Annotated in this window: 24 protein-coding genes and 1 pseudogene; 14 read left to right on the forward strand and 11 right to left on the reverse strand. The window is 67.6% G+C overall.

Annotation, left to right across the window (positions count from 1 at the left end; genetic code table 11):
* Positions 1–19 precede the first annotated feature (19 nt).
* The 8 genes and pseudogenes from ACW178_RS04325 (at position 20) to ACW178_RS04360 (ending at position 7,406) form a co-directional block, all read left to right on the forward strand.
* Complete coding sequence (locus ACW178_RS04325) at positions 20–295, forward strand: metal-sensing transcriptional repressor (protein WP_287104118.1); 276 nt, start codon at positions 20–22, stop codon at positions 293–295.
* A gap of 7 nt (positions 296–302) precedes the next feature.
* The gene (locus ACW178_RS04330) at positions 303–1,421 is read left to right on the forward strand and encodes a nickel/cobalt efflux transporter (protein WP_271145752.1); all 1,119 of its coding nucleotides are present in this window, start codon (positions 303–305) and stop codon (positions 1,419–1,421) included.
* A gap of 9 nt (positions 1,422–1,430) precedes the next feature.
* Positions 1,431–1,598 carry a DUF1289 domain-containing protein gene (locus tag ACW178_RS04335; RefSeq protein ID WP_081836171.1) on the forward strand — a complete coding sequence of 56 codons (168 nt, stop codon included), beginning with the start codon at positions 1,431–1,433 and terminating at the stop codon, positions 1,596–1,598.
* Between the two features lie 807 nt (positions 1,599–2,405).
* Positions 2,406–3,011 (forward strand): RadC family protein, encoded by a 606-nt coding sequence (radC, locus tag ACW178_RS04340; protein WP_052004993.1) that lies wholly within the window; start codon positions 2,406–2,408, stop codon positions 3,009–3,011.
* 7 nt (positions 3,012–3,018) lie between these two features.
* Positions 3,019–3,978 (forward strand): toprim domain-containing protein, encoded by a 960-nt coding sequence (locus ACW178_RS04345; RefSeq protein WP_081836174.1) that lies wholly within the window; start codon positions 3,019–3,021, stop codon positions 3,976–3,978.
* The gene (locus ACW178_RS04350) at positions 3,975–6,053 is read left to right on the forward strand and encodes a ParB/RepB/Spo0J family partition protein (protein WP_112863196.1); all 2,079 of its coding nucleotides are present in this window, start codon (positions 3,975–3,977) and stop codon (positions 6,051–6,053) included. Before ACW178_RS04345 ends, ACW178_RS04350 begins: the two co-directional genes overlap by 4 nt.
* A gap of 166 nt (positions 6,054–6,219) precedes the next feature.
* Positions 6,220–6,591, forward strand: a pseudogene (locus ACW178_RS04355) (strawberry notch-like NTP hydrolase domain-containing protein); the annotation flags it as partial.
* A gap of 32 nt (positions 6,592–6,623) precedes the next feature.
* A complete protein-coding gene (locus ACW178_RS04360) occupies positions 6,624–7,406 on the forward strand; it encodes a hypothetical protein (protein WP_492024899.1) in 783 nt (260 codons plus the stop codon).
* A 31-nt stretch (positions 7,407–7,437) separates the two neighbouring features.
* Here ACW178_RS04360 and ACW178_RS04365 read toward each other — a convergent pair whose 3' ends face one another.
* From ACW178_RS04365 to ACW178_RS04380, 4 genes are all read right to left on the reverse strand, one after another.
* Positions 7,438–8,364, reverse strand: a complete 927-nt coding sequence (locus tag ACW178_RS04365; protein ID WP_287103388.1) for a nucleotidyl transferase AbiEii/AbiGii toxin family protein — start codon at positions 8,362–8,364, stop codon at positions 7,438–7,440.
* Positions 8,351–9,181 carry a type IV toxin-antitoxin system AbiEi family antitoxin domain-containing protein gene (locus tag ACW178_RS04370; protein WP_492024900.1) on the reverse strand — a complete coding sequence of 277 codons (831 nt, stop codon included), beginning with the start codon at positions 9,179–9,181 and terminating at the stop codon, positions 8,351–8,353. Before ACW178_RS04370 ends, ACW178_RS04365 begins: the two co-directional genes overlap by 14 nt.
* Positions 9,182–9,324: 143 nt before the next feature.
* Positions 9,325–10,614, reverse strand: coding sequence for a tyrosine-type recombinase/integrase (locus tag ACW178_RS04375; RefSeq protein WP_492024901.1), 1,290 nt, complete (start codon positions 10,612–10,614; stop codon positions 9,325–9,327).
* Positions 10,615–10,903: 289 nt separating this feature from the next.
* Entirely contained in the window at positions 10,904–11,365 is a 462-nt protein-coding gene (locus ACW178_RS04380) for a DUF3429 family protein (RefSeq protein ID WP_492024902.1), read from the reverse strand.
* A gap of 147 nt (positions 11,366–11,512) precedes the next feature.
* Here ACW178_RS04380 and ACW178_RS04385 point away from each other — a divergent pair, with 147 nt between their 5' ends.
* From ACW178_RS04385 to ACW178_RS04395, 3 genes are all read left to right on the forward strand, one after another.
* Positions 11,513–11,869: a thiol-disulfide oxidoreductase DCC family protein gene (locus ACW178_RS04385; RefSeq protein ID WP_054764622.1), complete on the forward strand. Its 357-nt coding sequence runs from the start codon at positions 11,513–11,515 to the stop codon at positions 11,867–11,869.
* A 3-nt stretch (positions 11,870–11,872) separates the two neighbouring features.
* Entirely contained in the window at positions 11,873–13,411 is a 1,539-nt protein-coding gene (locus ACW178_RS04390; RefSeq protein ID WP_287106235.1) for a cryptochrome/photolyase family protein, read from the forward strand.
* 81 nt (positions 13,412–13,492) lie between these two features.
* Positions 13,493–14,263, forward strand: a complete 771-nt coding sequence (locus ACW178_RS04395) for a M48 family metallopeptidase (RefSeq protein WP_287106233.1) — start codon at positions 13,493–13,495, stop codon at positions 14,261–14,263.
* Here ACW178_RS04395 and ACW178_RS04400 read toward each other — a convergent pair whose 3' ends face one another.
* From ACW178_RS04400 to ccmA, 6 genes are all read right to left on the reverse strand, one after another.
* Positions 14,264–14,518: a hypothetical protein gene (locus ACW178_RS04400; protein ID WP_054764625.1), complete on the reverse strand. Its 255-nt coding sequence runs from the start codon at positions 14,516–14,518 to the stop codon at positions 14,264–14,266. It lies immediately after the preceding gene.
* A gap of 69 nt (positions 14,519–14,587) precedes the next feature.
* Positions 14,588–15,154, reverse strand: a complete 567-nt coding sequence (locus ACW178_RS04405) for a DsbE family thiol:disulfide interchange protein (RefSeq protein WP_287106231.1) — start codon at positions 15,152–15,154, stop codon at positions 14,588–14,590.
* Entirely contained in the window at positions 15,151–15,369 is a 219-nt protein-coding gene (gene ccmD / locus ACW178_RS04410; RefSeq protein ID WP_492024903.1) for a heme exporter protein CcmD, read from the reverse strand. Before ccmD ends, ACW178_RS04405 begins: the two co-directional genes overlap by 4 nt.
* Position 15,370: 1 nt before the next feature.
* Entirely contained in the window at positions 15,371–16,090 is a 720-nt protein-coding gene (locus tag ACW178_RS04415; RefSeq protein WP_287106378.1) for a heme ABC transporter permease, read from the reverse strand.
* Between the two features lie 191 nt (positions 16,091–16,281).
* The gene (ccmB, locus tag ACW178_RS04420; protein WP_191557908.1) at positions 16,282–16,989 is read right to left on the reverse strand and encodes a heme exporter protein CcmB; all 708 of its coding nucleotides are present in this window, start codon (positions 16,987–16,989) and stop codon (positions 16,282–16,284) included.
* Positions 16,986–17,609, reverse strand: coding sequence for a heme ABC exporter ATP-binding protein CcmA (gene ccmA, locus ACW178_RS04425; RefSeq protein WP_191557909.1), 624 nt, complete (start codon positions 17,607–17,609; stop codon positions 16,986–16,988). Before ccmA ends, ccmB begins: the two co-directional genes overlap by 4 nt.
* Before the next feature lie 363 nt (positions 17,610–17,972).
* Between ccmA and acnA the strand changes: the two genes are divergently transcribed.
* From acnA to ACW178_RS04440, 3 genes are all read left to right on the forward strand, one after another.
* Positions 17,973–20,699, forward strand: a complete 2,727-nt coding sequence (gene acnA, locus ACW178_RS04430; protein ID WP_191557910.1) for an aconitate hydratase AcnA — start codon at positions 17,973–17,975, stop codon at positions 20,697–20,699.
* A 128-nt stretch (positions 20,700–20,827) separates the two neighbouring features.
* A complete protein-coding gene (locus ACW178_RS04435) occupies positions 20,828–21,295 on the forward strand; it encodes an antitoxin Xre/MbcA/ParS toxin-binding domain-containing protein (protein WP_191557911.1) in 468 nt (155 codons plus the stop codon).
* A gap of 2 nt (positions 21,296–21,297) precedes the next feature.
* Positions 21,298–21,774 carry an RES family NAD+ phosphorylase gene (locus ACW178_RS04440; RefSeq protein WP_191557912.1) on the forward strand — a complete coding sequence of 159 codons (477 nt, stop codon included), beginning with the start codon at positions 21,298–21,300 and terminating at the stop codon, positions 21,772–21,774.
* Between the two features lie 5 nt (positions 21,775–21,779).
* On the opposite strand, the gene ACW178_RS04445 is transcribed toward ACW178_RS04440, so the two are convergent.
* Positions 21,780–22,679: a hydrogen peroxide-inducible genes activator gene (locus tag ACW178_RS04445; RefSeq protein WP_191555127.1), complete on the reverse strand. Its 900-nt coding sequence runs from the start codon at positions 22,677–22,679 to the stop codon at positions 21,780–21,782.
* Positions 22,680–22,712 lie beyond the last annotated feature (33 nt).

Raw genomic sequence — 22,712 nt, forward strand, 5'->3', positions numbered from 1 at the left:
AGGGGGATAGCATAGCCTCATGGCTCACATCGTCCACGAATCCCACCCCGAGATCATCAATCGGCTGAAGCGCGCCGAGGGTCATCTGCGCAAGACCATCGCCATGATCGAGGGTGGGCGAACGTGTCTGGATCTCGCCCAGCAGCTTCATGCGATCGAGAAGGCCGTGGCGGCGGCCAAGAAGACCCTGATCCACGATCACATCGACCATTGCCTCGCCCATGCGGCCGAGGGCGACCCGGCCGAGGCCCGTCGGGCCATGGCCGAGTTCAAAGACATCACCAAATACCTGTGAGACGCCGATGACCCCGTTTGCAGACCTGCTCGCGCAGGGCTCGGCCCATGCCTGGCTGTTCATTCCTTCCGCCCTGCTGCTGGGAGCCTTGCACGGGCTGGAGCCCGGCCACTCCAAGACGATGATGGCGGCCTTCATCGTCGCGGTGCGCGGTACGGTCTGGCAGGCGATCCTGCTGGGTTTGTCGGCGACGCTGTCCCATACGGCCATCGTCTGGGCCATCGCCCTGACCGGGCTCTACTTCGGCCAGTTTTTCGACATCGAAGCCTCGGAGGGCTGGTTCCAGCTGGCCTCGGCCGTGATCATCCTCGGTGTCGCCGCATGGATGCTCTTCGCCACATGGCGCGAGCAGAACGCCGTCCACAACGAGCATGATCGTGACCACGACCATGACCACGACGAGACGCGCTGGATCGACACCGGCCATGGCGTCGTCAGCCTGAGTATCTTCGAGGACGGCGTGCCCCCACGGTTCCGGTTCGCTCCGGAGAAAGGGCCGGTTCCGAGGGCCGACGACGTCATCGTCGCAACCACCCGGGCGGACGGCTCCGTCCAGACATTCCACTTCGAGACACGCGACGGTTATCTCGAATCGGCAGACGTCATTCCTGAACCCCATGCGTTCACCGCAAGGCTGGTCCTGGGCCACGGCAATCACACCCACGAGTTCGATGTCGAGTTCGCCGAACACGATCACGAACACGCTCATGACCACGGCGGGCTTGATGTCTCGGACCCCGGCTATCAGGACGCCCACGAACGCGCCCACGCCAACGACATCAAGAAGCGGTTCGCCAACCGCAAGGTGACCACTTGGCAGATCATGCTCTTCGGCCTGACAGGCGGCCTGATCCCGTGCCCGGCCTCGATCACCGTCCTGCTGCTCTGCCTGCAGCTGAAGCAGGTGGCCTTGGGTGCGACCCTCGTCCTGTGCTTTTCGATCGGATTGGCGGCGACCATGGTCACCGTCGGTGTCGCAGCGGCGATCGGGATGCGGCATGCGGAGAAGCGCTGGTCGGGAGGTTTCGCGGCTTTTGCACGAAAGGCGCCCTATTTTTCAGGGGTTCTGATCGCTGTCGTCGGCCTGGTCTTGACCTGGCAGGCCGTCGTCTCCCTGGCCCGGTAGACAGGTGGGATGGCCAAGACACCCTGTATCGATGTCTGCACTTTCGACGCCCGCTCCGGTTTTTGCGCAGGCTGTGGACGCACGCGGTTGGAAGTCGCGGGGTGGCGCAAACTCACTCCGCATCAGAGGAAAACCATCGAACGCGACTTGCGACGTCGCCTGACGGGACGCTCGTAGGGCGCCTCGCATCCACATACTTGCCGCAGCGATCCGCCTATGACCTTGGGCCCCCGCGAGCCGACGACTTCCTCCTAGCTGATGGCTCGCAGGGAACTCGGAAGGGAAGTGGCCAAGGGGTCCGACATGCGCGCGGATGGACGAGGGGACTGCCACTCCAAGTTGGATTTCGGCAGGGCTTGCGGGGTCCAGCAGGCTCGCGTCCTAATCTCCCCCTTCGCGTCCACCGGCGGCACGCAGCAGGTCGCCGACCCTTCGACCATTAAGGCGGCATGAGGCAATCACCCGATCATAGACGATGACGCGACCGTTACGACCGCGAACCGCCACGCACGTCAGGACACGTCCGCGAACCAAGCCCGACAATCGGTCCCGGTCAGCGCGTCCGGTCGGACTGTGGAGCTCGGGGGCGTTAAAATCCGACAGCCGGACCTCAATCCAGGTCGAGGGGTCACTGTTGGGGCCCGCACACAGGCTGTCACCGTCACCGATGTAGCGCACCAGACCGGAGAAGGACGCGCCCGCGCGGTCAGGCAAACGGCCCTCGCACGGATCCGCGTGGGCGACGGCGGGAGCGAGGAGAAGACCAGTGAGGATCAGGAGCCATTTCATGGGCGCAGCCTGAAGCCATCGCCCCTCTTAGCCAACGGGCATTGGAGAAAAAGGAAGGGCGGGGGGTGGTCGCCCCGATCCGGGGCCAGCAGCCCCTGGAGCCCCGCGATGCGACCCTTGTCCTCATCAACATTCAGGCCTTCCGGCCTGCGTTCGGGAGACCTGTTCGCGGCGTCGCCGGGCCTTGAGCAGGAGATGGACGACGCCACCCTTCTTTCCCTGCTGATGACACGCACCATGCCGGAGCGTGACATCGCGCAGGCTGCAGCGACCTTGCTGGCGGTGTTCGGCACGGTCGCCGCCGTCGTCGCGGCGGATCCGCACGAGCTGGCGCGGGCCGCCACGCTCGACGCGACCACGATCACGGATCTCAAGATGTTGCGCCGGCTGAGTATCAGGTTGGCCCGATCGGAGGCCTGCCGCCGCCCCGTCCTGTCATCATGGTCCGCCCTGGTCGCCTATGTTCGCTCGGCCCTGGCCCACGAACCGAGAGAGCAGTTCCGCGCCCTGTATCTCGACAAGAAGAACATCCTGCTTCGGGACGAATTCCGGGCCGAAGGCACGGTCGATCACGCCCCGGTCTACCCCCGTGAAGTCGTCCGGCGGGCGCTGGAACTCTCGGCTTCGGCGCTCATCCTTGTCCACAATCATCCGTCCGGCGACCCGGCCCCGTCACGGGCCGATATCGAGATGACCCGCAGGATCGTGGACGCCGCCGGCGTTTTCGGCCTGCAAGTGCACGACCATCTCGTCATCGGCCGTCAGGGTACGGCGAGCTTCAAACAGCTCGGCCTGATCTGAGGCGGCCATGACCCTTCACGCGATTGTCGCCGCCCTGGGCGGCGACCTCTATGCCGGAGGTTCGCGCGCCAGCATCCCCGCACCCGGCCACAGCACGGCGGACCGTTCGGTTTCGTTGATGCTGGCCGATGATCGGGTCATCATCCACGGATTCGGCGGCGCCGATTGGCGCACCGCACGGGATGATCTTCGCCTTCGCGGCTTTATCGATGACGCCGGTCGGCTCACCGGCGGCGGGCGCGGACGGTCCTCATCGCCGAGACCGGACCGGCGCCTTCGCGTCGAGACCGCATCGCGTCTGTGGACCGCGACGACGGAGCGACCGCCCCACGGTCCGGCCAGTCTCTATCTGCGACGGCGCGCAGTCATGACCGGAGCCGCCGCTTACAATCTTCGCCTGCACCCCTCCGCGCCACTGTCGGTCTATCAGAGTGGTAGGCGCGTGCGTCCCGCTCTGATCGCCCGGGTCAGCGACGCCGAGGATCGTCTGACGGCGGTCGAGCTGACCTATCTCGAGACCAATGGTCTGCCCGCCGGCGGTCTGCGCCTGGCCCGAAAGACTGTGGGTCAGGTCCCGCCCGGCGCGGCCGTTCGCCTCTCGCCTGCGGCCGAAGAGATGTTGGTGGGCGAAGGGGTGGTCACGACCCTGTCGGCCATCGACCGCTTCGGTCTTCCCGGCTGGGCTCTTATGGCCGCCAATAACCTCGTCGCCTGGAGCCCGCCCGCCTGGGTGCGCCGGGTCCTGATCGCCGCTGACCGTGGCGAGGCCGGTGAGGCGGCGGCTGCCCGGCTCCGCCGCCGCCTGGTGAATGACGGTCTCAAGGTTGAGGTGTCATGGCCCGAGCCGCCGTTCGGCGACTGGAACGAGGTCGCGGTCGCGGCGGCGTCGCAAAGGGGGAGCGAGGGCTCTGAGGGGCGCCGGAGTGACGGGGATGGCCCCCGTCGCCCGGCAGGAGAGACCTCATGACCGACCTCGTTCCCGTCATCACCTCAACAACCTCTGTTCCTGAAACCCCAACCCCGGCCGTCATCTTCACGCCCGTGGAACGCATCGTCCGCCTCGGGGATCTCGGCATCGCGCGAGAGAACCTGCGCTATGGCGAACCGCCCGACGACGATATTCCGACCCTGGCCGCCACCCTGAAGGCGGCCGGTCAGTTGCAGCCCGTGACCGTCAGGCCCGGTCGCGGCAAAAAGGAGCAGCCGTTCATGGCCCTAGACGGTCGTCGTCGTCGTCTGGCGCTGGCGAGCCTGCTGGAGGCCGGCGACATCGACGAGGACTATCCTGTCCGGACCTATGTCGAGACCGATCCGGCGCGCCAGGCGGCGGCGGTGCTTTTGACCAACACCGCCGTGCCGGTCCATGTGGCCGATGTCATCGCCGCCATTGGCCGGATGCTGAAGTCGAAACTGACGATCACCGCCATGGCGCGGGCGCTCGGTTATGACGAGATCGAGATCAAACGGCTGGCCGCCTTGTCCGGGGTCGCGCCGGCCGCTCTGGTGGCGCTGAAAGCGGGCCGGATCACGCTTCGCCAGACCCGGCTGCTGGCGCGCCTGCCGGACCTTCAGGAGCAGAAAGACATCGCCCAGATGACGCTGGACGGCCAGGGCTTCCAGGAATGGCGGGTGAAGGAGCGGCTCGACGACAGCCGGGTCACCACGCGCGATCGCCGCTGCGCCCTGGTCGATCCTCAGGCCTATGCTGACGCCGGGGGGCGGACGGAGAGCGATCTGTTCGGTGAACTGCCGCCGGTCCTGCTCGACCCCGACATCCTGACCGAGGTCTGGACCCGTCGCGCACGTGGGATCGCGGCCGTGTTCGAGGCCGAAGGGATCTCGGTTCACGTGACCGCCGGCCCGGAGCCAGAGCTTCCCGACGATCTGGAGGCGCTCGGCTATGTGTATGGCGGTTCACTCCCCGCCGAAGAGATGGCGCGCTACCGGGCGCAGAGGGAGGTGTTCAACGACCGGACCGAGAAGGCCCGCATCGCCCTGGCAGACGTCGAGCACCCCGACGTGGCTGATCTGGCGATCGTCGACATGATCCACGCCAAGATTGCATCAGACCAGACTGGATGCGGGGGCCGGGTCGTGACCACGATGGTCCTGTGGCCGGCCGCGGAGGCAGGCGTCGAAGTCCGCTGCTACACGCCGGAGGAACCCGAGATCGACGAAGAGGATCAGGACGCCGCGCCGGAGGCCGCGCGTCGGACCGCGGCGCCACCGGCCTATGTTCCGCCGGAAGTCGAGGCTCCGGAGCCGGAGACAGAAGGCGTCAACCATGCCCTTCACGCCGTGCGGACCGATGTGGCGACGCGGGGTCTGATCCGCGCGCTGGCCGACGATCCCGGGGCGGCGCTTACAGCCTTGATCGCGCGGCTGTTCACCGTCCTCGTTCGACGCGCGCACGTCGCGCGGTCGGACTCGGCCTTGGCCATCACCGCCAGCGGGTTCAATCCCGCGAACAGCCGGGTCATCGAGGCTCTGGATGGTGACGTTCGTCGACGGCTCGAGGATCGTCGCACGGCCTGGGAAGCGTCCGGCGAGACCGTCATCGCCTGGGTCCACGGCCTTGCCCACGGCGAGAAGATGGGATTGCTGGCGGAGTTGACCGCCATCAGCCTCGACGTCCGGGAGGAGAAGACCTTCTCCATCCGCCGCAGCGCCCGGGCCGAGGCGGCGGAGCTGGCCGCTCTCTGCCAAGCGGACATCACTCTCCACTGGACGCCCGACGCCCCCTTCCTGCAGCCCCACTCCAAGGGCCTGCTGACCTGCATGCTCGACACCATGGGCGCCGAGGACGAGCGGGCGAAGACGCTCCGCAAGACCGAGTTGGTCGACTGGGTGGCCGAACAGGCCGCGCAACGGACCTGGGCTCCGGCCGCCCTGTCATGGGCCGCCCCGATCGACGCCGATCAGGATGCCCCGGACATCGAGGACCAAGCCGCCGGCGATGGCGTCGATGAGGACGACGAAGGGGCCGGCGCCTTCGTCGTCACTCCGGCGGGCAAGGCGGCCTTGGACGTCGCCGCCGCCTGATTATCCGCACACGGAAATACTGCCCCGGCGACCTGCCGGGGCGGTGTTTCTCTGTCGTCGTACGCGTCGATGCGACTGTCGGGGAGACGAAGGGAGGGCGGGGCGAAGCGAGCCTGGAGGACCGAGAGGGAGGAGCCCTCCGCTCCAGGCGATCGGAGCCTTCCCAATGTCGACCACCCGCAACCTGTCGCTGTTCGCCGACGTCGCCGTCGGGAATCTCCCCACCAACATCCTGGCCGCCGCCCGTGCATTGGCCATTCATCTGGCCCGCTCGCGCGCGCTGGATCGACGTCTGGTGGCCGACGTCATGACCACCGCGTTCGGGGTGTCCGACGCCCAGGGGGGCTGGACCTGGCGTGACGCCTATGACGCTATCGAGGCCGCGACGGTGCTTCAGATCCGCCGCCTCGCGCCGCAGATTGCCCGGCTCGAGGACGCCCCGGCCGAGATCGCCGCTCTGCTCGCCGGGGTCTCAGCGCTTGGCCTGACCCACAGCCGGCGCAGCGAGGAACAGGTCGCGCTGGACCAATTCTCCACCCGTGGACTGAACCCGGAGGAGGCTGGAAAGGGATGAGCCGCATGCCGATGAGGGTTCTGGAAGACGACCCCGAGGAGGCGCGCGAGGCGGCCTATGCTTGCCTCGACGCCATGGACGCCGCGCCGCCAGGCGATAGGCCCGCATTGGCTCTGAAATCCATCCGCGCCGACCCGACCCTGCTCGACGGCTATCTGGCCGCCGCGGACGTCGCGCCGCCGGGAACGACGGAGGCGGCGACGGCCTGGCTCGCCGCCCGGGAGCTGGCACGTCGCGAGGCCGGCGCCCGGTTGGACGCGGACCACGGGGTCCTTTGGAGCAATCTGCATGCCCGGCCCTATCTGCGCGCCTGCGCCGGTTACGCCGCCTGCTGTTTTGACCGGCGCGAATACGACGCGGCGATCGCCCAATGCCGTCGACTGCTGATCATGGACGCCTGCGATTCCCTTGAGGCCGCGCCCTTGCTCGGCGCCTGCCGGATTTTAGCCGGTGATCTGGCGGGTTTCGAGGGGCTCCGGGCGCATTGTGCGGACGATGATCGACCGCAATGGCTCTATGTCGACGCCTTCCATGCGGCGACCACCGGGTTGCCGGCGCGGGTCCGAAATGCGCGCATCGACCGGGCGATCAAAAGCAATCCTTACGTGCCGGGAAGCCTTCTATCGGCGCCGCCCGACACCGATGGCGTCGAATATTATGCGCCTGGTAGCGGGGAGGAGGCCCTCGTCATCGTCGCGTCCCGGCCAAGTCGTCTTTGGCGTATGCAACCCGGAGCGCTGGGCGTCCTCGCCCGGCGGGTCAGTGCGAGACACGATTGACTGAAGCTCGGCTGAGCCGGCTCGGGGATTTTCAGCCGGGGGGCGAAGGCCAGGTCTGTCGAAGTCGGTCCACCATATCGGCGCGGCGTGCCGGCTCCAGTCTGTCGAGGTTGAACTGTTTCCAGCGCACGGCGGGAAGTCGGGCGGCTTCGGGCAGGCCGATCAGGTCCCAGTCGGGCGCGCCGGCCTTGAACCCGATCAGGAAGGTGCGGTGCGCCTCGGGCATGTCATCCACAACGGCGGTGATCAGAGCCGTGCGTGCGGCGATAAGATCCTCCGGGTCCACCGGGTCTTCGGTCATCCCGTCGAACCCGCGTTCAAACTCCTGGGCCAGGTCCTTGGGATGGGCGCGGAGCACCTCGGCCATGGGCCGGTGGTGGCTGGCCAGATAGATCACGAAGGCCTGTCTGAGCTCCGGGGTGATTCCCTCATTGGCCAGAAGATCGCGGACATCGAACAGGTCGCGGGGATGCTGGCGGTCCAGCGCCGCCATGATCTTGCCGGCGTAGAGATCCGCGTGGGAGACCATCCGGGCCTCGGCATAGCCGAAGCGCTCTTCCACCGCCCCTGAAACCGGCCTGACCTCGGGCTCGAACACCACGCCGCGCAGGACGGGCGTCACCTCGACCTTGATCACTGCCCCGTCGGCCCGAACAAGCAGTTTGTCTATCACCGCCTGAGCTCCGCCTTTGCCGCGGACAACGACAGACCCCGGCAGGGCCTGTTCGATCGCGTCGGCGATCCGCCGCAGGGCCGCATCGATCGCGGCGAGAGACGCATCACGATCCTCGACGGGGAGATAGGTCAGGTCGATGTCCACCGACAGACGCGGCAGATCGCGGACGAACAGATTGATCGCCGTGCCGCCCTTAAGGGCGAAGCAGGGTTCCTGGAACACGAGCGGAAGGGTGCGGACGAGAAGGCGGACCTGTCGGGCGTAGACGTCATTGACCGGCATCGAGCGACCTCGGCACGGTGATCCTGTAGGTCGGGTCGAGGCGGCCGCTCCTGACAAGCACACGGTTGCCGCTGCCCAGATCGATCGTGTTGCGATCGAGGGCCTTGAGCCAAGCGTGACCGTGCCGGTCGGCGAAATAGAAGAAGAGGCGTTTGACCTTCACGCTCACGCAATCCTCAAGCAGACGCTGGAGCCGTCGCGGGCTGAGGGTGGCCAGGGCGCCCATCAACTGGTCCGCCTGGTCGAAGCTCTCATGATCCGGCAGTTCGTCCAGAAGCTCGAGGATGGCGCGCTCGGGCGTCGACTGGCGCAAGGGCCATTGCCAGTGGCCCAGCGGTGTGTCGACCACCGCGGTGCGGGCCCAGTCCGCCAGGAGGCCGGTTTCGCCGGAGTCGTCTCGGAGCCGGGCGACCTCGAAGTATCGGGCGTTCCGGAAGAGCCTTTGGGACGGGTGATATTTGAACTCTACGTCCAACGGCAGGTCGGCGAGCCAGGTCGGCGGGGTCTCGTCGCCATAGAGATGAACTTCCTTGCGGGCGGCAGGAAGGTAGTGGGCATAGCCCTGCAACTCGAGCGCGGTGCGGCCTCCGATCACAATGGAATAGTCGAGGAGGGCCTGGAGCGAGAGGACGGCTGTCGGCCAGTCGAGGGTTCCGCGTGGACGGCGATAGACCCGCCGCGCCGTCCGTTCCAGGCGTCCCGACGCGACGTATTTGGCACGGAGAGAATTGGGATAGCCGTTCTCGTTCATCCAGCCGGAATCGACCAGAAGGCCTTCCGGCAGAATGCGCTCGAGTTTGTTTAGCTTTCCTGGCATTTGGACACTATTAGTGTCCTAATATGAATATTGTCAAACTTACAGGTTTGGGAAAAAGCATATCAAGACACTCACAGTGTCTTCATATCCATAAAGTCAAACTAAAGCATTGAATCGAAGGAATCCAGCGCGTCGGCCGAGGTTCAAGCCTTGGGGCTGAAGCGCTCACCAATCCGCTCCGCAAGCGCCCGAACCGGATCGTCGCTCAGATGCGCATACCGTTCCGTGGCGCGACTGTTGGCATGTCCGAGCGCCTTGCCGATCATGGGCAGACTGGCCCCGTCGGCCAGGGCGAAACTCGCGAAACTGTGGCGCAGGTCATGAATGCGCACCCCTTCCAGCTTGGCCTTGGGCAGCACCTTGTCGCGCCAGATCTTGGATTCGGACGTCGCATATCCGTTGTCGCCCTTGGTGGCCGGGAAGACAAACTGGCTTCGACCGCGGGTCTTGTAGAGACGCTGCAGGATTCCATACGCTAGGTCGTTCAGAGAAATCCGCCGATCGCCGGTGCGGCCGCCGGCCTTCGTGCGGCTCGGCGGCAGGACGAGCCGGCGCCGGTCGAAGTCGACCTCCGTCCAGCGCAGGCCAGCGATCTCGTTGCGCCGCGCGCCGGTCAGCAGAAGAAGGCGATAGACCGCGCCCTGCCGCTCCGAAATCGTCGCATCCGCTTCCAGGGCGTCGAGGGCGGCGATCAGGTCTTGGGCCTGGGCCTCTGACAGAAAGCGTTCGACCGCCGGCCGGAGCTTGCGCTCGACCTTGGCGCAGGGGTTCGGCCCGGCGAAATGCCCCTTGTCGATCGCCCAGTTGAAGGTCGCCCGCAGGGTGGAATAGGTCCGGTCAGCGATCCCGGCGCCACCCTTCACGATGGAACGACCTCGAAATTTGGTCTTCACATCCTTGGCCGTCTTCCCGGCCGAGATCGATCGGATCATCCCGGTGATGTGGTCCCGAGTGACCGTATCAAGAGCCATCTTCCCAAGCAGGGGGACGACATGGCGCTCGAGGTTGGTCCGATCCATGGCCCACGACGAGTCCCGTTTGGTCGGTTTGTCGTTCGGCCCCTTCTCCAGATAAAGCTCGACCAGGCCTTTGACGGTGAGCCCCTCGATGCGCCTGCGGGCTTCGCCGGGATCGATGCCGCGCCGGGCATCGACCACGACCGACGCCGCCTCCCTGCGAGCCCGATCCGCCGTGAGCTTGTCCGGCCCGTCTCCATGCTCGCCGAGCGTCAGCCAGCGCTGGATCCCGCGGACCCGGTACTTGATGGCGAAGATTTTTCGGACCGGCTTGGCGGCATGACCCTGTCGGGTCTCGGTTCCGGGATAGATACGAAGGCAGAAGCCAGCGATCTCGCTATCCCAGATTCGACCCTCGCCGGTCTCCGGAACGGGCGCGCTCTCAACCACGCGCTTGGTGAGTTTTTGCTTCGTCATGGTGATAGAAATATACGCTCATTTCCGAGCCACCGCTACCACTCCGCTACCAACTCAAACGAAACCGGCCGAAACGCTCCGCAATCGGATGAACGTAAAAACCTATGAAAAACAGTTAGTAAGAGCGCATTTTGGAGCGCCCTGAAAAGCCCGGAAATGCTGATCCCCAACATTGCCAAGGTTGGGGTCGGGCGTTCGAATCGCCTCGCCCGCTCCATGTCGGGATGCAAAATCAGGGGCCTGTCGTTCTCGGCAGGCCCCGATTTTTTGCCTGAAACCCAACGATGTCTCAGAGCAGGGCGGCCGCCAGCGTCAGGGCGCCGAGGCCTAGAGACAAGGGTAGCCGCAGCCCCAGCCAGCCCTCGGGCGTCAGGCCTAAGGCCTTCAGCCGGACATCGACCAGGACGCTGAGGGCGATGAAGCCGCCCAGCAGGCCCAGCGACAGTCGGAGATCGCTCTCGCCCGCCGCGAGGGGCCAGGCCGCAGCCAGGGCCAGCAGCGACGGAAGCACCGCCACGCCCCAGACACAGGCGGGGGCCTTGCCGCGCGCGGCCGCCGCCAGTCCCCACCAGACCCCGCCCAGGAAGCTGAAGATCAGGGCGGCGTAACCAAAGGCCAGACCCAGGGCCAGGGGGCGCAATTCGGCCCCGCCGCCGACCAGCAGGGCGACCGCCGCCGCCTGGGGCAGCAGGCCCGAGAAGCCCAGCTGGCGGGCGAGGGAGGGAAGGCGGGCGGGGGCGTTCGTGTCCATCTCGATCCGGCGTCTGTGCGGGGAGGCAAATCCGATCCCCGGCGCCGGTTCGTATATCACGATCACCGCGCGCCGCGCCCTCCGGAAGCTCTCCTCCCCGATGATCCGACGTTCAGCCCGCCCCGCGCCCTGTTCTGAACCAAGCCGATGAGCCGGCTGGTCGTCTGGCACGACGGGGCCTGTCCCCTGTGCCGCCGCGAGATCGTCCTGATGCGACGGCTGGATCGCCGCGGCGTCATCGAATTCGTCGATGTGGCGGGCGACGGGGATGTCGCCTGCCCGCTGGATCGCGAAACCTTGCTGGCCCGGTTTCATGCACGCGAGGACGGGCGGATCCTGTCGGGGGCGGCGGCCTTTGCGGCCATGTGGCGGGCCATTCCCCTGCTGCGGCCGCTGGGCCTCGCGGCGCGGTCGCCGATTGTGCTGGCGGGGCTGGAGGCGGCCTATCGCCTGTTTCTGAAGGTGCGGCCCCGGCTTCAGGCCCTGGCGCGAAGGGCAGGTTGAGGCGTGGCGGTTCTGAGACTGGTGCTGGGCGATCAACTGTCGGACAGGCTGACCGCCCTGGAGGGGCTGGATCCCGCCGCCGACACGGTGCTGATGGCCGAGGTGCGCGACGAGGCGACCTATGTCCGCCATCACAAACAGAAGATCGCCCTGGTCTTCGCCGCCATGCGGAACCACGCCGAACGGCTGAGGGCTCGGGGCGTGCGGGTGCGCTATGTGGCGATCGACGATCCGGACAACAGCGGCTCGATCACCGGCGAACTGGCGCGGGCCCTGGATGCGGGCGTCTATGACCGCGCCGTCCTGACCGAATGCGGGGAATGGCGCCTGGCCGAACATCTGGCGGCCTTCGCCGAAGGGGCGGGCCTGCCCGTGGAGATCCGCGAGGACCGGCGGTTCCTGTGCTCACACGACCGGTTCCGACGCTGGGCCTCGGGCAAGTCGCAGCTGCGGATGGAGTTCTTCTATCGCGAGATGCGCCGCGCGACCGGTCTGCTGATGGACGGCGATCAGCCGGAGGGCGGGCGCTGGAACTATGACGCCGAGAACCGCAAGAAGTTGCCGCGCGGGGTGAGGCCGCCCAAACGCCTGCGCATCACGCCCAACGCGATAACACAGGCGGCCATGGCGGACGTCGCCTGCCTGTTTCCCGATCATTTCGGCGCCCTGCACGATTTCGGCTGGCCGACGACGGCCGAGGAGGCCGAGACGGTTCTGGAGGATTTCCTGGCGAACATCCTGTCCGGCTTCGGCGACTGGCAGGACGCCATGGCGGAGGATCAGCCGTGGATGTGGCACGGGCTGATCTCGACGTCGTTGAACCTGGGCCTGCTTGATCCGATGGACGTCTGCCGCCGGGCCGAGGCGGTCTATCGCGCCGGACGGGCGCCGTTGAACGCGGCCGAGGGCTTTATCCGCCAGATCCTGGGCTGGCGGGAGTTCGTGCGCGGAATCTACTGGCTGAAGGCGCCGGAATATCGGGCAAGGAACTTCCTGGACGCGGACCGGAATCTGCCCTGGTTCTACTGGTCGGGCGAAACCGACATGGCCTGCGTGGCCGATGTGGTGAGGACGACGCGGGAGAACGCCTACGCCCACCATATCCAGCGGCTGATGGTGACGGGCAACCTGGCCCTGCTGCTGGGCGTGCATCCGGATGCGGTCGACGACTGGTATATGGCCGTCTACGCCGACGCCTATGAGTGGGTGGAGATGCCCAATACGCGGGGCATGGCCCTGTTCGCGGACGGCGGGATCGTGGGGTCGAAGCCCTATGCGGCTTCGGGGGCCTATATCGACCGGATGAGCGATTACTGCGGCGGCTGTCGCTATGATGTGAAGAGCAAGAGCGGCGACGCGGCCTGCCCGTTCAACCGGCTGTACTGGGGCTTTCTGGAGCGCAATCGGGGGCGGCTGAGGGACAATGTGCGGCTGGCCATGCCCTATCGGACCCTGGACGGGTTCGGCGAGGCGAAACGGGCGGCCCTGGCGGCGGAAGCCGAGGCGTGTCGCACCCTGCTGGGCGCGACGCCCAGGGACTGAGGGGCAGCTTGGCGGGAACCTCGACGGGAGCTGCGGGATTTGCTTGGCTGTTTCCCCGTTCGAGCCAAAGAGGTCGCCTCCATGATCGCCCTTCGCCGCCCCGCCTCCCGTCTTCCTGTCCGTCTGCTGGCCGCCGCCGTCGCGGCCTCGGCCCTGTCGGCCTGCGCCTATAATGAGGCGCTCGGTCGCAACCAGCTGCTTCTGGTCGACAACGCCGCTCTGGCCCAGCAGTCGACCGCCGCCTGGCGCGAAGCGATCAGCAAGCCGGGCGTCCAGACCACGGGCGCCCAGGTGGACCGCATCCGCCGCGTCGGGGACCGCCTGGTTCAGGCGGCGGGCCTGGGCGGGCGCAGCTGGGACTACGCCGTCTTCAGCGAGAAGAGCCCGAACGCCTTCGTCCTGCCGTCCGGCCAGATCGGCGTGACCGACAGCCTGCTGGCCCTGGTCCAGAACGACGACCAGTTGGCGACCGTGATCGGCCATGAGATCGGCCATGTCGTCGCCAACCACGCCGCCGAGCGGGCGTCGAGCCAGGCGGCGACCTCCATCGGCCTGGCGGCCGTCGGCGGGGCGGCGGGGCGTTACGGCGACGCGGTCAACGCCTATGGCGGTCTGGCGGCCCAGTACGGTCTGCTGCTGCCCTATTCACGGCGCGACGAGCTGGAGGCCGACCGGCTGGGCGTGGACTATATGCAGGCCGCCGGTTTCCGCCCGTCCCAGGCCGTGGCCCTGTGGCGGCTGATGGCGGCCCAGCGTCAGGCCAGCATTCCGCAGTTCGCCTCGACCCACCCGTCGGACGCGACCCGGATCGACCTGCTGCAGCAATATATCGCCGGCAAGGGCTGGAGCTGATCAGACCTTGATGTCGAGATAGGTCCCCGGACGCATGATCCGGGGCGGCTGTCCGTCGGTCGACGGCGAGGGCGGGGTCGGCCGCGTCGGGCTTGCGGCGGGCGTCTGAGGCTGGATCGGAGCAGCCTGGATCGGATTGGTCTGGACCTGGTTCAGGGCCGCGCGGAAGAAGGCGGCCTGGGCGTTGCGCGCCGACGAGGTCTCGCCGCCGGACGGCGGAAGGGTCTGGGGCAAACCTGGACGAATCGCGCTCATAGCCAACCGTTAACGCATCGCGGGGCGACAATCGTTAACAAGATCTCAGGAAAGAAGGTTAATCCCGGCCTAACGACTGTTTTTCGAAGGCGGGGACCGGCCTGGGGCCTGCATCGAGGCGACCAGCCGCTCGATGTCGGCGTCGTTCAGCAGGGGGCCGGACTGTTTGGCGGTGATCCGGCCCATGGCGTCCACGGCGAAGGTCTCGGGCACGCCGGATATGCCCAGGTCCAGCCCGGCCCGCCCCTCGCGATCGACCAGGACCATCGCATAGGGATCGCCCAGCTCGTCCAGGAAGGCGCGGGTGGCGACCGGCTCGTCCTTATAGGCCACGCCGACGACGGCGATCCCGCGCGCCTTCAGGGCCAGAAGCTTGGGGTGTTCGATCCGGCAGGGGGCGCACCAGGAGGCGAAGACATTGACCAGCATGGGCCGTCCCACCCCGGCGGTCTTCAGGTCCAGATTGCCCGGCCCGGCCGTGTCGCCCTCCAGCATGGGCAGGACGGTCTCGGGGATGGGCTGGCCGACCATGGCGTCGGGCTTGAAGGCCGGGTCGCGCTTCAGCGACCAGCCGGCGAACAGGGCGAACAGGGCGACCGCCACGACGAGCGGCAGCAGGGCCAGCCAGCGGTTCATTTTAAGGGCCCTATCGCGCTTTGCGCTGCTTGAGGACGCAGGGAGACAGCCGCGTCTGATGTCGCGCTCTGGTCTTTTTCCAGACGCTCGAGTTCCCGCTTCCATTTGCGCGAGGCGATCACGGCGCGGACCGTCAGGGCGGCCAGGACCAGGGCGCTGACGCCCCAGGCGGGCCAGACGAAGGCGGCGTAGGGGCTCATGTCGAGGTCGAGCATCTTAGGCCTCCAGCGCCTTTCGCGCGCGCAGGGACAGGACGCGGCGGCGGCGGATTTCGGTGCGGATCGCCGTCAGCCACAGGGCCGCGAACAACACCCCATAGGCCGCCAGCATGGTCAGGAAGGCGGGCAGATAGGCCGGGTCCAGGCCCGAGGCACCCGGCGTCAGGAAGCTGGCCGGCTGATGCAGGGTGTTCCACCAGTCGACCGAGAATTTGACGATCGGCAGGTTGATCAGCCCGACCAGGCCCAGGACGGCGGCGGCGCGGGCGCCCTTCTGCTCGTCGTCGATCGAGGCCCGAAGCGCCATATAGCCGAGGTAGAAGAGAAAAAGCACCAGGACGCTGGTCAGGCGCGCGTCCCAGACCCACCAGGTTCCCCACATGGGCTGGCCCCACAGCGAGCCGGTGAACAGGGCCAGGGCCGTGAAGGCGGCGCCGGGCAGGGCGGCGGCCCGGGCGGCGGCGTCGGCCAAGGCGTGGCGGAAGACCAGGGCGAAGAAGCTGGAGATCCCGAGCGCCGCATAGGCCCCCAGGCCCAGGCTGGCGGCGGGCACATGGACGAACATGATCCGCACCGTGTCGCCCTGCTGATAGTCGGCGGGGACGGTGAAGCTGAGCCAGGTTCCGACCGCCAGCAGGACGGCGGCGGCCGTCCACAGCACCGGCGTCAGCGGGCCGGTGAAGCGCATGAACCGCTGCGGATTGGACAGGCCGAACATGGTGTCAGCGATTACGCGGCGGGACGGCGGCGGGCAAGCGGCGTGTCACGGCGTCCTCTAGAGCCTGATCCGTTGAGGAGGAACCGCTTCGCGGTTCCGCTGAACGGTGAATCAGGCTCCAGATTAAAGCGAGAGCATGATTCACGCTTCTGTCGGAACCGCGAAGCGGTTCCGTCCGAAACGATCATGCTCTAGCCTTGGGCGTTCCTGACCGCCGCCGCCCCGGCGAAGGCGGCGACGACCCCGGCGAAGAGGACGTAGGCGGTGAGGAAGGCCAGGGCCGGGGCGGGCGACTGGCCGGACGCCGCCCGCTCCAGCGCGCCGGCGCCGAAGACGACGGGCGGGATGAACAGGGGCAGCACCACGACGGCGATCAGCAGGCCGCCCCGCTTGGCGCCCAGGGCCAGGGCGGCGCCCAGGGCGCCGGTCAAGGCGAAGCCCGCCCCGCCGATCAGGGCCGACAGGGCGGCCAGGGGCGCCAGCGAAACCGGCAGGCCCAGGGCCAGGGCGGCGACCGGCGCGGTCAGGGCCAGGGGCAGGCCGACGGCGATCCACTGGGCCAGGGCCTTGATCAGAACCACCGATTCCAGCGGCAGATGGCCGATCGCCAACAGGTCCAGCGCCCCGTCCTCCAGGTCCCGTTCGAACAGCCGCTCCAGAGACAGAAGCGAGGCGAGCGCCAGGGCCAGCCAGGCGATCCCGCCGGCCACCGGCGAAAGCGTGCGCGGATCGCCCCCCGCCGCCAGGGGCAGGACGGCGGTCAGGCAGGCGAAGAAGCCGCAGGCCAGAAGCGGGCCGCCCCCGCCGCTCCAGGCCAGGTCCAGCTCCCGTTCCAGCAAGACGCGCGTCGCGCCCCGCAGGCCGGGCGGGCGGGGTTCGGCGTCCACCGGCCGGCTCACGCCAGACCTCCCAGGTCCAGGGTGCGGGCCGGGATGGGCAGGGGGTCGTGGACGGCGGCGAGGATCAGGCCGTCGGCGTCGAGGTGACGGCGCATCTGGTCGGCGAAGACGGCGCGCCAGCGGGCGTCCAGCGGGGCCATGGGCTCGTCCAGCAGCCACAGGGCGCGGGGCGATCCGATCAGCCGGCCCATGGCCAGACGACGGCGCTGGCCGGCCGACAGGCGGCGGACTTCGAGGTCCAGCAGGGGCTCAAGGCCGAACGCCTCGACGGCGTGATCGAAGCCGGTCTGGGTGTGGCCCAGCCAGTCGCACTGGAAGCCCAGCTCCCGGCGCGCTGTGCGCCCGGTCTTCAGTCCGTCCTGGTGGCCGAGGAAATGCACTTCGCGCCCGCGCGCCAGATGGTCGTCCAGCCGATTGCCGTCGCCGTCGTGAAAGGCGATCTCGCCCGCGTCGGGGCGCAGCAGGCCGGCGACGGTCCGCAGCAGACTGGTCTTGCCCGCCCCGTTGGCGCCGGTCAGCGCCACGGCCTCTCCGGCGCGCAGATCAAGGCTCAGGTCCGAGAACAGGCGACGCTCGCCGCGTGAGACGGTCAGGCCGGAGAGGGTGAGGGCGTGGATCATGGCGCCGAACTTCTCCCTCCCCCGGCGGGGGACGGTGGTCGCGGAGCGACCGGGTGGGGGCGGCCCGGCGAGGATGCCAAGCGTTTGCAGGGCGATGTGTCGCCTGGCCCTCTCCACCCGGCCTCGCTTCGCTCGTCCACCCTCCCCCGGCGGGGGAGGGAGAGCCAGGCCGCTGTTTTGAGAACCTTTCTCAATGTCCACGTCGGGGGTGTGGACACATGGACGGTGCGATCGAGCGGGTCTATAGGCACGCTTGCCGCAGCAGGCTTTCGCCGCGCGCGCAGGGGCCCTGTGAGCCGCTGCGTCTGCCGCGCGAAGGCGCAACCGGATTGTCGGGCGGCGCTGACCAGAGGAAAACTCTCCATGCCGTCGATCGACAGCTTCAACACCCGCCAGGACCTTTCCGTCGGGCGCAAGAAATACGCCTATTACAGCCTTCCGGCCGCTGAGGAAGCGGGTCTGACCGGGATTTCCCGCCTGCCGCGCTCGATGAAGGTGCTGCTGGAGAACCTGCTTCGCAACGAGGACGGCGTCTCCGTCACCCAGGACGACCTGAAGGCCGTCGCCGCCTGGGTCGAGAACAAGGGCGCGGTCGAACACGAGATCGCCTTCCGCCCCGCCCGCGTCCTGATGCAGGACTTCACGGGCGTGCCCGCCGTGGTCGATCTGGCCGCCATGCGCGACGCCATGAGCGCCCTGGGCGCCGACGCCGCCAAGATCAACCCGCTGGTGCCGGTCGATCTGGTCATCGACCACTCGGTCATGGTCGACCACTTCGGCACGCCCAAGGCCTTCGGCCAGAACGTCGAGCGCGAATATGAGCGCAACATCGAGCGCTACAACTTCCTGCGCTGGGGTTCGTCGGCCTTCAACAACTTCCGCGTCGTGCCCCCCGGCACCGGCATCTGCCACCAGGTGAACCTGGAGAACCTGGCCCAGACCGTCTGGACCCTGGAAGAGGGCAAGAAGACCGTCGCCTATCCCGACACCGTCGTCGGCACCGACAGCCACACCACCATGATCAACGGCCTGGCCGTCCTGGGCTGGGGCGTCGGCGGCATCGAGGCCGAGGCGGCCATGCTGGGCCAGCCGATCCCGATGCTGATCCCCGAGGTCATCGGCTTCAAACTGACCGGCCGTCTGCCGGAAGGCACGACCGCGACCGACCTGGTGCTCACCGTCACCCAGATGCTGCGCAAGAAGGGCGTGGTCGGCAAGTTCGTCGAATTCTTCGGCGACGCCCTGCCGAACATGACCATCGAGGACCAGGCGACCATCGCCAACATGGCCCCGGAATACGGCGCCACCTGCGGCTTCTTCCCCGTCTCGGCCGCCACCATCGGCTATCTGACCGCCACGGGCCGCGACAAGGCGCGCGTCGCCCTGGTCGAAGCCTACGCCAAGGCGCAAGGCCTGTGGATCGACGAGACCTCCGAAGACCCGGTCTTCACCGACGTGCTGGAGCTGGACCTGGCCACGGTCGTGCCGTCGCTGGCCGGCCCCAAGCGTCCCCAGGACCGCGTCGAACTGACCACGGCCGCCCCGGCCTTCGAGACCGCCCTGACCGAGGTCTTCAACCGTCCCGCCGACGCTCCGCGCGCGGCCGTCGAGGGTGAAGGCTTCACCGTCGGCGACGGCGATGTGGTGATCGCCGCCATCACCTCCTGCACCAACACCTCCAACCCCTCGGTCCTGATCGCCGCCGGCCTGGTGGCGCGCAAGGCCAACGCCCTGGGCCTGAAGGCCAAGCCCTGGGTCAAGACTTCGCTGGCCCCCGGCTCGCAGGTCGTCACCGACTATCTGACCGACGCCGGCCTGCAAAAGGATCTGGACGCCCTGGGCTTCAACCTGGTCGGCTACGGCTGCACCACCTGCATCGGCAACTCGGGCCCGCTGGACCCGGCGATCTCCAAGGCGATCAACGACAACGCCCTGGTCGCCACCTCGGTCCTGTCGGGCAACCGCAACTTCGAAGGCCGGGTGAACCCCGACGTCCAGGCCAACTATCTGGCCTCGCCGCCTCTGGTCGTCGCCTACGCCATCGCCGGCTCGATGCGGATCGACATCACCAAGGATCCGATCGGTCAGGACAAGAACGGCAATGACGTCTTCCTGAAGGACATCTGGCCCACCACCCAGGAAATCGCCGACATTCAGCGCAAGTCGGTCACCCCGGCCATGTTCGCCAAACGCTACAAGGACGTGTTCAAGGGCGACAAGCACTGGCAGGCGATCAAGGTCGCGGGGGGCCAGACCTATGAGTGGGACGACGCCTCCACCTATGTGGCCAACCCGCCCTATTTCGACGGCTTGTCGATGGAGCTGACCCCGGTTCAGGACGTGGTCGAAGCCCGCGTCCTGGCCATCTTCGGCGACTCGATCACCACCGACCACATCTCCCCGGCCGGTTCGATCAAGAAGACCTCGCCCGCCGGCGTCTATCTGACGAACCACGGCGTCGAGGCGGCCGAGTTCAACAGCTACGGCGCCCGCCGCGGCAACCACGAAGTCATGATGCGCGGCACCTTCGCCAATATCCGCATCAAGAACCGGATCACGCCCGAGATCGAGGGCGGCGTGACGAAGCACTTCCCGTCGGGCGACACCATGTCGATCTATGACGCCGCCATGCGGTATCAGTCGGAAGGCCGGCCGCTGGTCGTCTTCGCCGGCAAGGAATACGGCACCGGCTCGTCGCGCGACTGGGCGGCCAAGGGCACGCGCCTCTTGGGCGTTCGCGCCGTCATCGCCGAAAGCTTCGAACGCATCCACCGCTCGAACCTGGTCGGCATGGGCGTGGTGCCGCTGCAGTTCAAACAGGACGGCTGGCAGAAGCTGGGCCTGACCGGCGAGGAGATCGTCACCATCCGCGGCCTGTCCGACGCCAATGTCGGCAAGCTGCGCCCGCGTCAGGACCTGTGGGTCGAGCTGTTCCGCCCGTCGGACGGCAAGATGGCCCGCTTCCCGGTCCGCTGCCGCATCGATAACCAGACCGAGATGGACTATCTGCTGGCCGGCGGCGTCATGCCCTACGTCCTGCGCAACCTGGCCCGCGGCCCGGAAACCGAGGCGCCGATCGCGGCTGAATAGTCGGCGGCTGATCGCTGAAACAAGAAGGGCCGGCGGAGCGATCCGCCGGCCTTTTCTATTAAACACCGGGCTGGCGTACTCGTCATCTGACGACTATATCATGGTCATGTGACGAATGGATTGAACCCATGACCGTTCTCGACATCTACGCCCAGCCTGAGGCTCTCCCGGCCAGCGACGCCGCGCGGATCGGTCGATTGTTGGGGTTGAGCGACGACGCCGCCCTCGACGACGTAGGCTTGGCGGACCGGGTGTCGCGCGGGCTGAAGCCCACCTCGGCCGCTGCGCTTGGTCACGTCATCGGCATGCCGCAGGTGGTCGGCAAGCTGATCCCAGAAGCGACCCTGCGGCGCGCCCGTACCAGCCGAAAGCCGCTGTCGCGCGAAATGAGCGAGCGGCTTTATGAAGTCGGACGCGTGGTCGATGTGGTCAGCCGAATCTATCACGGCGATACTTCGGCCATTGCTCGGTTTCTGAACAGCCCGCATCCGTTATTGGGCGGTCGGACCCCGTTGACGATGGCTCAGTCCAGTTCGGCCGGCGCAGACGCTGTCATCAATCTGGTCCGTCGCGCGGACGCCGGTTTCGCCGTCTAGCGATGGTTCGCGTTCTGAGGGACGCGCTGAAAGCCTATCGCATTGGCGATCCGCGTGGAGAACACCCGATCTGGAGCGACGGCGGCGCCCGCCTGGCGTCGGGACGGTGGCATGAGGCGGGTCAGCGGGTGATCTACGCTGCGGAACACTATTCGACCGCCATGCTGGAGAAGTTGGTTCATTTTGGCGGGGAACTGCCGAACGGCCAGCATTATGTCGAAATCGATCTGCCCGTCGGCCTGTCCTACGAGGTGGTTAATCCCGATCTCGTTCCAGGCTGGGCTGAGCCGGGCGGCGCTGCAGCCCGCGCCTTCGGCCGCGACTGGTTTGCGCAAGCGCGGTCGGCCGTGCTGATCGTTCCGTCTGTCGTCGCCCGGATGGAGCGCAACTTCATCTTCAACGCCGCCCACCCAGATTTCGGGCAGGTCACGGTCGGGCTCGAAATCCCTGTCTGGTGGGACCGCCGGCTGTTCAGCTGACGCCCTCAATCCAGCTTCAGCGCCTCGGCCAGCAACCGGGCCTCGGCCGCGCGGCTGGAGCCGGAGCGCCAGGCGACGACGATTTCGCGGTGGGGCGGGACGCCGTCGGCCTGGTTCTCGAAGGGGCGGATGACGACGGACGGGGTGTCGGCCAGGCCGGCCTGGACCGCCATCTTGGGCAGGAAGGAGACGCCGAGCCCTGAGCCGACCATCTGGATCAGGGTGTGCAGGCTGGTGGCGGCGAAGACGTCGTCGCCGCGCGGCGCCTCTATGTCCAGGGCCGCCAGGGCGTGGTCGCGCAGGCAATGGCCGTCCTCCAGCAGGATCAGGTCCTGGGATTTCAGCGAACCGGGACGGATCGGGCCGGGGGCCGCCAGGGCATGGTCGGCCGGAGCGGCGGCCAGGATCTCGTCGTCGCCGATCCGGGCGTGTTCGATCCCCGGCGCCTCATAGGGCAGGGCGATGACGGCGGCGTCGATCTGACCCGCCTTGAGCGCGGCGATCAGACGCGGCGTCAGATCCTCGCGGATGAAGAGCTTCAGGTTCGGATAGGCCGTCTTCAGCGACGGTAATTTGGCGGGCAGCAGGAAGGGGGCGACGGTCGGGATGACGCCCAGCCGGAACCGCCCCGACAGCGGACGGCCGGCGTTCTGGGCAGCCTCGACCAGATCTTCGGTCCGGGCCAGGACGTCCTCGGCCCGGCGCACGGCCTCGGCGCCGACGGCGGTCATGATGACGGCGCCGCGCGCCCGCTCGACCACGGGTGCGCCCAGGATCCGCTCCAGCTCCTGCACCCCGGCGCTGAGGGCGGGCTGGCTGACGTGGGCGGCCTCGGCGGCGCGGGAGAAACTGCCGTGTTCGGCCAGAAGCTTCAGATACTGGAGTTGGCGCAGGGTGGGGAGCATGGCGCGATACATAGGCTCGGCCTATGCAAAATA

The organism is Brevundimonas sp. AVps4 (genome assembly GCF_058681525.1).

What these genes read in the sequence shown, in the direction of transcription:
- ACW178_RS04325 (WP_287104118.1), top strand. Translation starts at nt 20, where the DNA reads ATGGCTCACATCGTCCACGAATCCCACCCCGAGATCATCAATCGGCTG.
- ACW178_RS04330 (WP_271145752.1), top strand. Translation starts at nt 303, where the DNA reads ATGACCCCGTTTGCAGACCTGCTCGCGCAGGGCTCGGCCCATGCCTGG.
- ACW178_RS04335 (WP_081836171.1), top strand. Translation starts at nt 1,431, where the DNA reads ATGGCCAAGACACCCTGTATCGATGTCTGCACTTTCGACGCCCGCTCC.
- radC (WP_052004993.1), top strand. Translation starts at nt 2,406, where the DNA reads ATGGACGACGCCACCCTTCTTTCCCTGCTGATGACACGCACCATGCCG.
- ACW178_RS04345 (WP_081836174.1), top strand. Translation starts at nt 3,019, where the DNA reads ATGACCCTTCACGCGATTGTCGCCGCCCTGGGCGGCGACCTCTATGCC.
- ACW178_RS04350 (WP_112863196.1), top strand. Translation starts at nt 3,975, where the DNA reads ATGACCGACCTCGTTCCCGTCATCACCTCAACAACCTCTGTTCCTGAA.
- ACW178_RS04360 (WP_492024899.1), top strand. Translation starts at nt 6,624, where the DNA reads ATGAGCCGCATGCCGATGAGGGTTCTGGAAGACGACCCCGAGGAGGCG.
- ACW178_RS04365 (WP_287103388.1), bottom strand. Translation starts at nt 8,364, where the DNA reads ATGCCGGTCAATGACGTCTACGCCCGACAGGTCCGCCTTCTCGTCCGC.
- ACW178_RS04370 (WP_492024900.1), bottom strand. Translation starts at nt 9,181, where the DNA reads ATGCCAGGAAAGCTAAACAAACTCGAGCGCATTCTGCCGGAAGGCCTT.
- ACW178_RS04375 (WP_492024901.1), bottom strand. Translation starts at nt 10,614, where the DNA reads ATGACGAAGCAAAAACTCACCAAGCGCGTGGTTGAGAGCGCGCCCGTT.
- ACW178_RS04380 (WP_492024902.1), bottom strand. Translation starts at nt 11,365, where the DNA reads ATGGACACGAACGCCCCCGCCCGCCTTCCCTCCCTCGCCCGCCAGCTG.
- ACW178_RS04385 (WP_054764622.1), top strand. Translation starts at nt 11,513, where the DNA reads ATGAGCCGGCTGGTCGTCTGGCACGACGGGGCCTGTCCCCTGTGCCGC.
- ACW178_RS04395 (WP_287106233.1), top strand. Translation starts at nt 13,493, where the DNA reads ATGATCGCCCTTCGCCGCCCCGCCTCCCGTCTTCCTGTCCGTCTGCTG.
- ACW178_RS04400 (WP_054764625.1), bottom strand. Translation starts at nt 14,518, where the DNA reads ATGAGCGCGATTCGTCCAGGTTTGCCCCAGACCCTTCCGCCGTCCGGC.
- ACW178_RS04405 (WP_287106231.1), bottom strand. Translation starts at nt 15,154, where the DNA reads ATGAACCGCTGGCTGGCCCTGCTGCCGCTCGTCGTGGCGGTCGCCCTG.
- ccmD (WP_492024903.1), bottom strand. Translation starts at nt 15,369, where the DNA reads ATGCTCGACCTCGACATGAGCCCCTACGCCGCCTTCGTCTGGCCCGCC.
- ACW178_RS04415 (WP_287106378.1), bottom strand. Translation starts at nt 16,090, where the DNA reads ATGTTCGGCCTGTCCAATCCGCAGCGGTTCATGCGCTTCACCGGCCCG.
- ccmA (WP_191557909.1), bottom strand. Translation starts at nt 17,609, where the DNA reads ATGATCCACGCCCTCACCCTCTCCGGCCTGACCGTCTCACGCGGCGAG.
- acnA (WP_191557910.1), top strand. Translation starts at nt 17,973, where the DNA reads ATGCCGTCGATCGACAGCTTCAACACCCGCCAGGACCTTTCCGTCGGG.
- ACW178_RS04435 (WP_191557911.1), top strand. Translation starts at nt 20,828, where the DNA reads ATGACCGTTCTCGACATCTACGCCCAGCCTGAGGCTCTCCCGGCCAGC.
- ACW178_RS04440 (WP_191557912.1), top strand. Translation starts at nt 21,298, where the DNA reads ATGGTTCGCGTTCTGAGGGACGCGCTGAAAGCCTATCGCATTGGCGAT.
- ACW178_RS04445 (WP_191555127.1), bottom strand. Translation starts at nt 22,679, where the DNA reads ATGCTCCCCACCCTGCGCCAACTCCAGTATCTGAAGCTTCTGGCCGAA.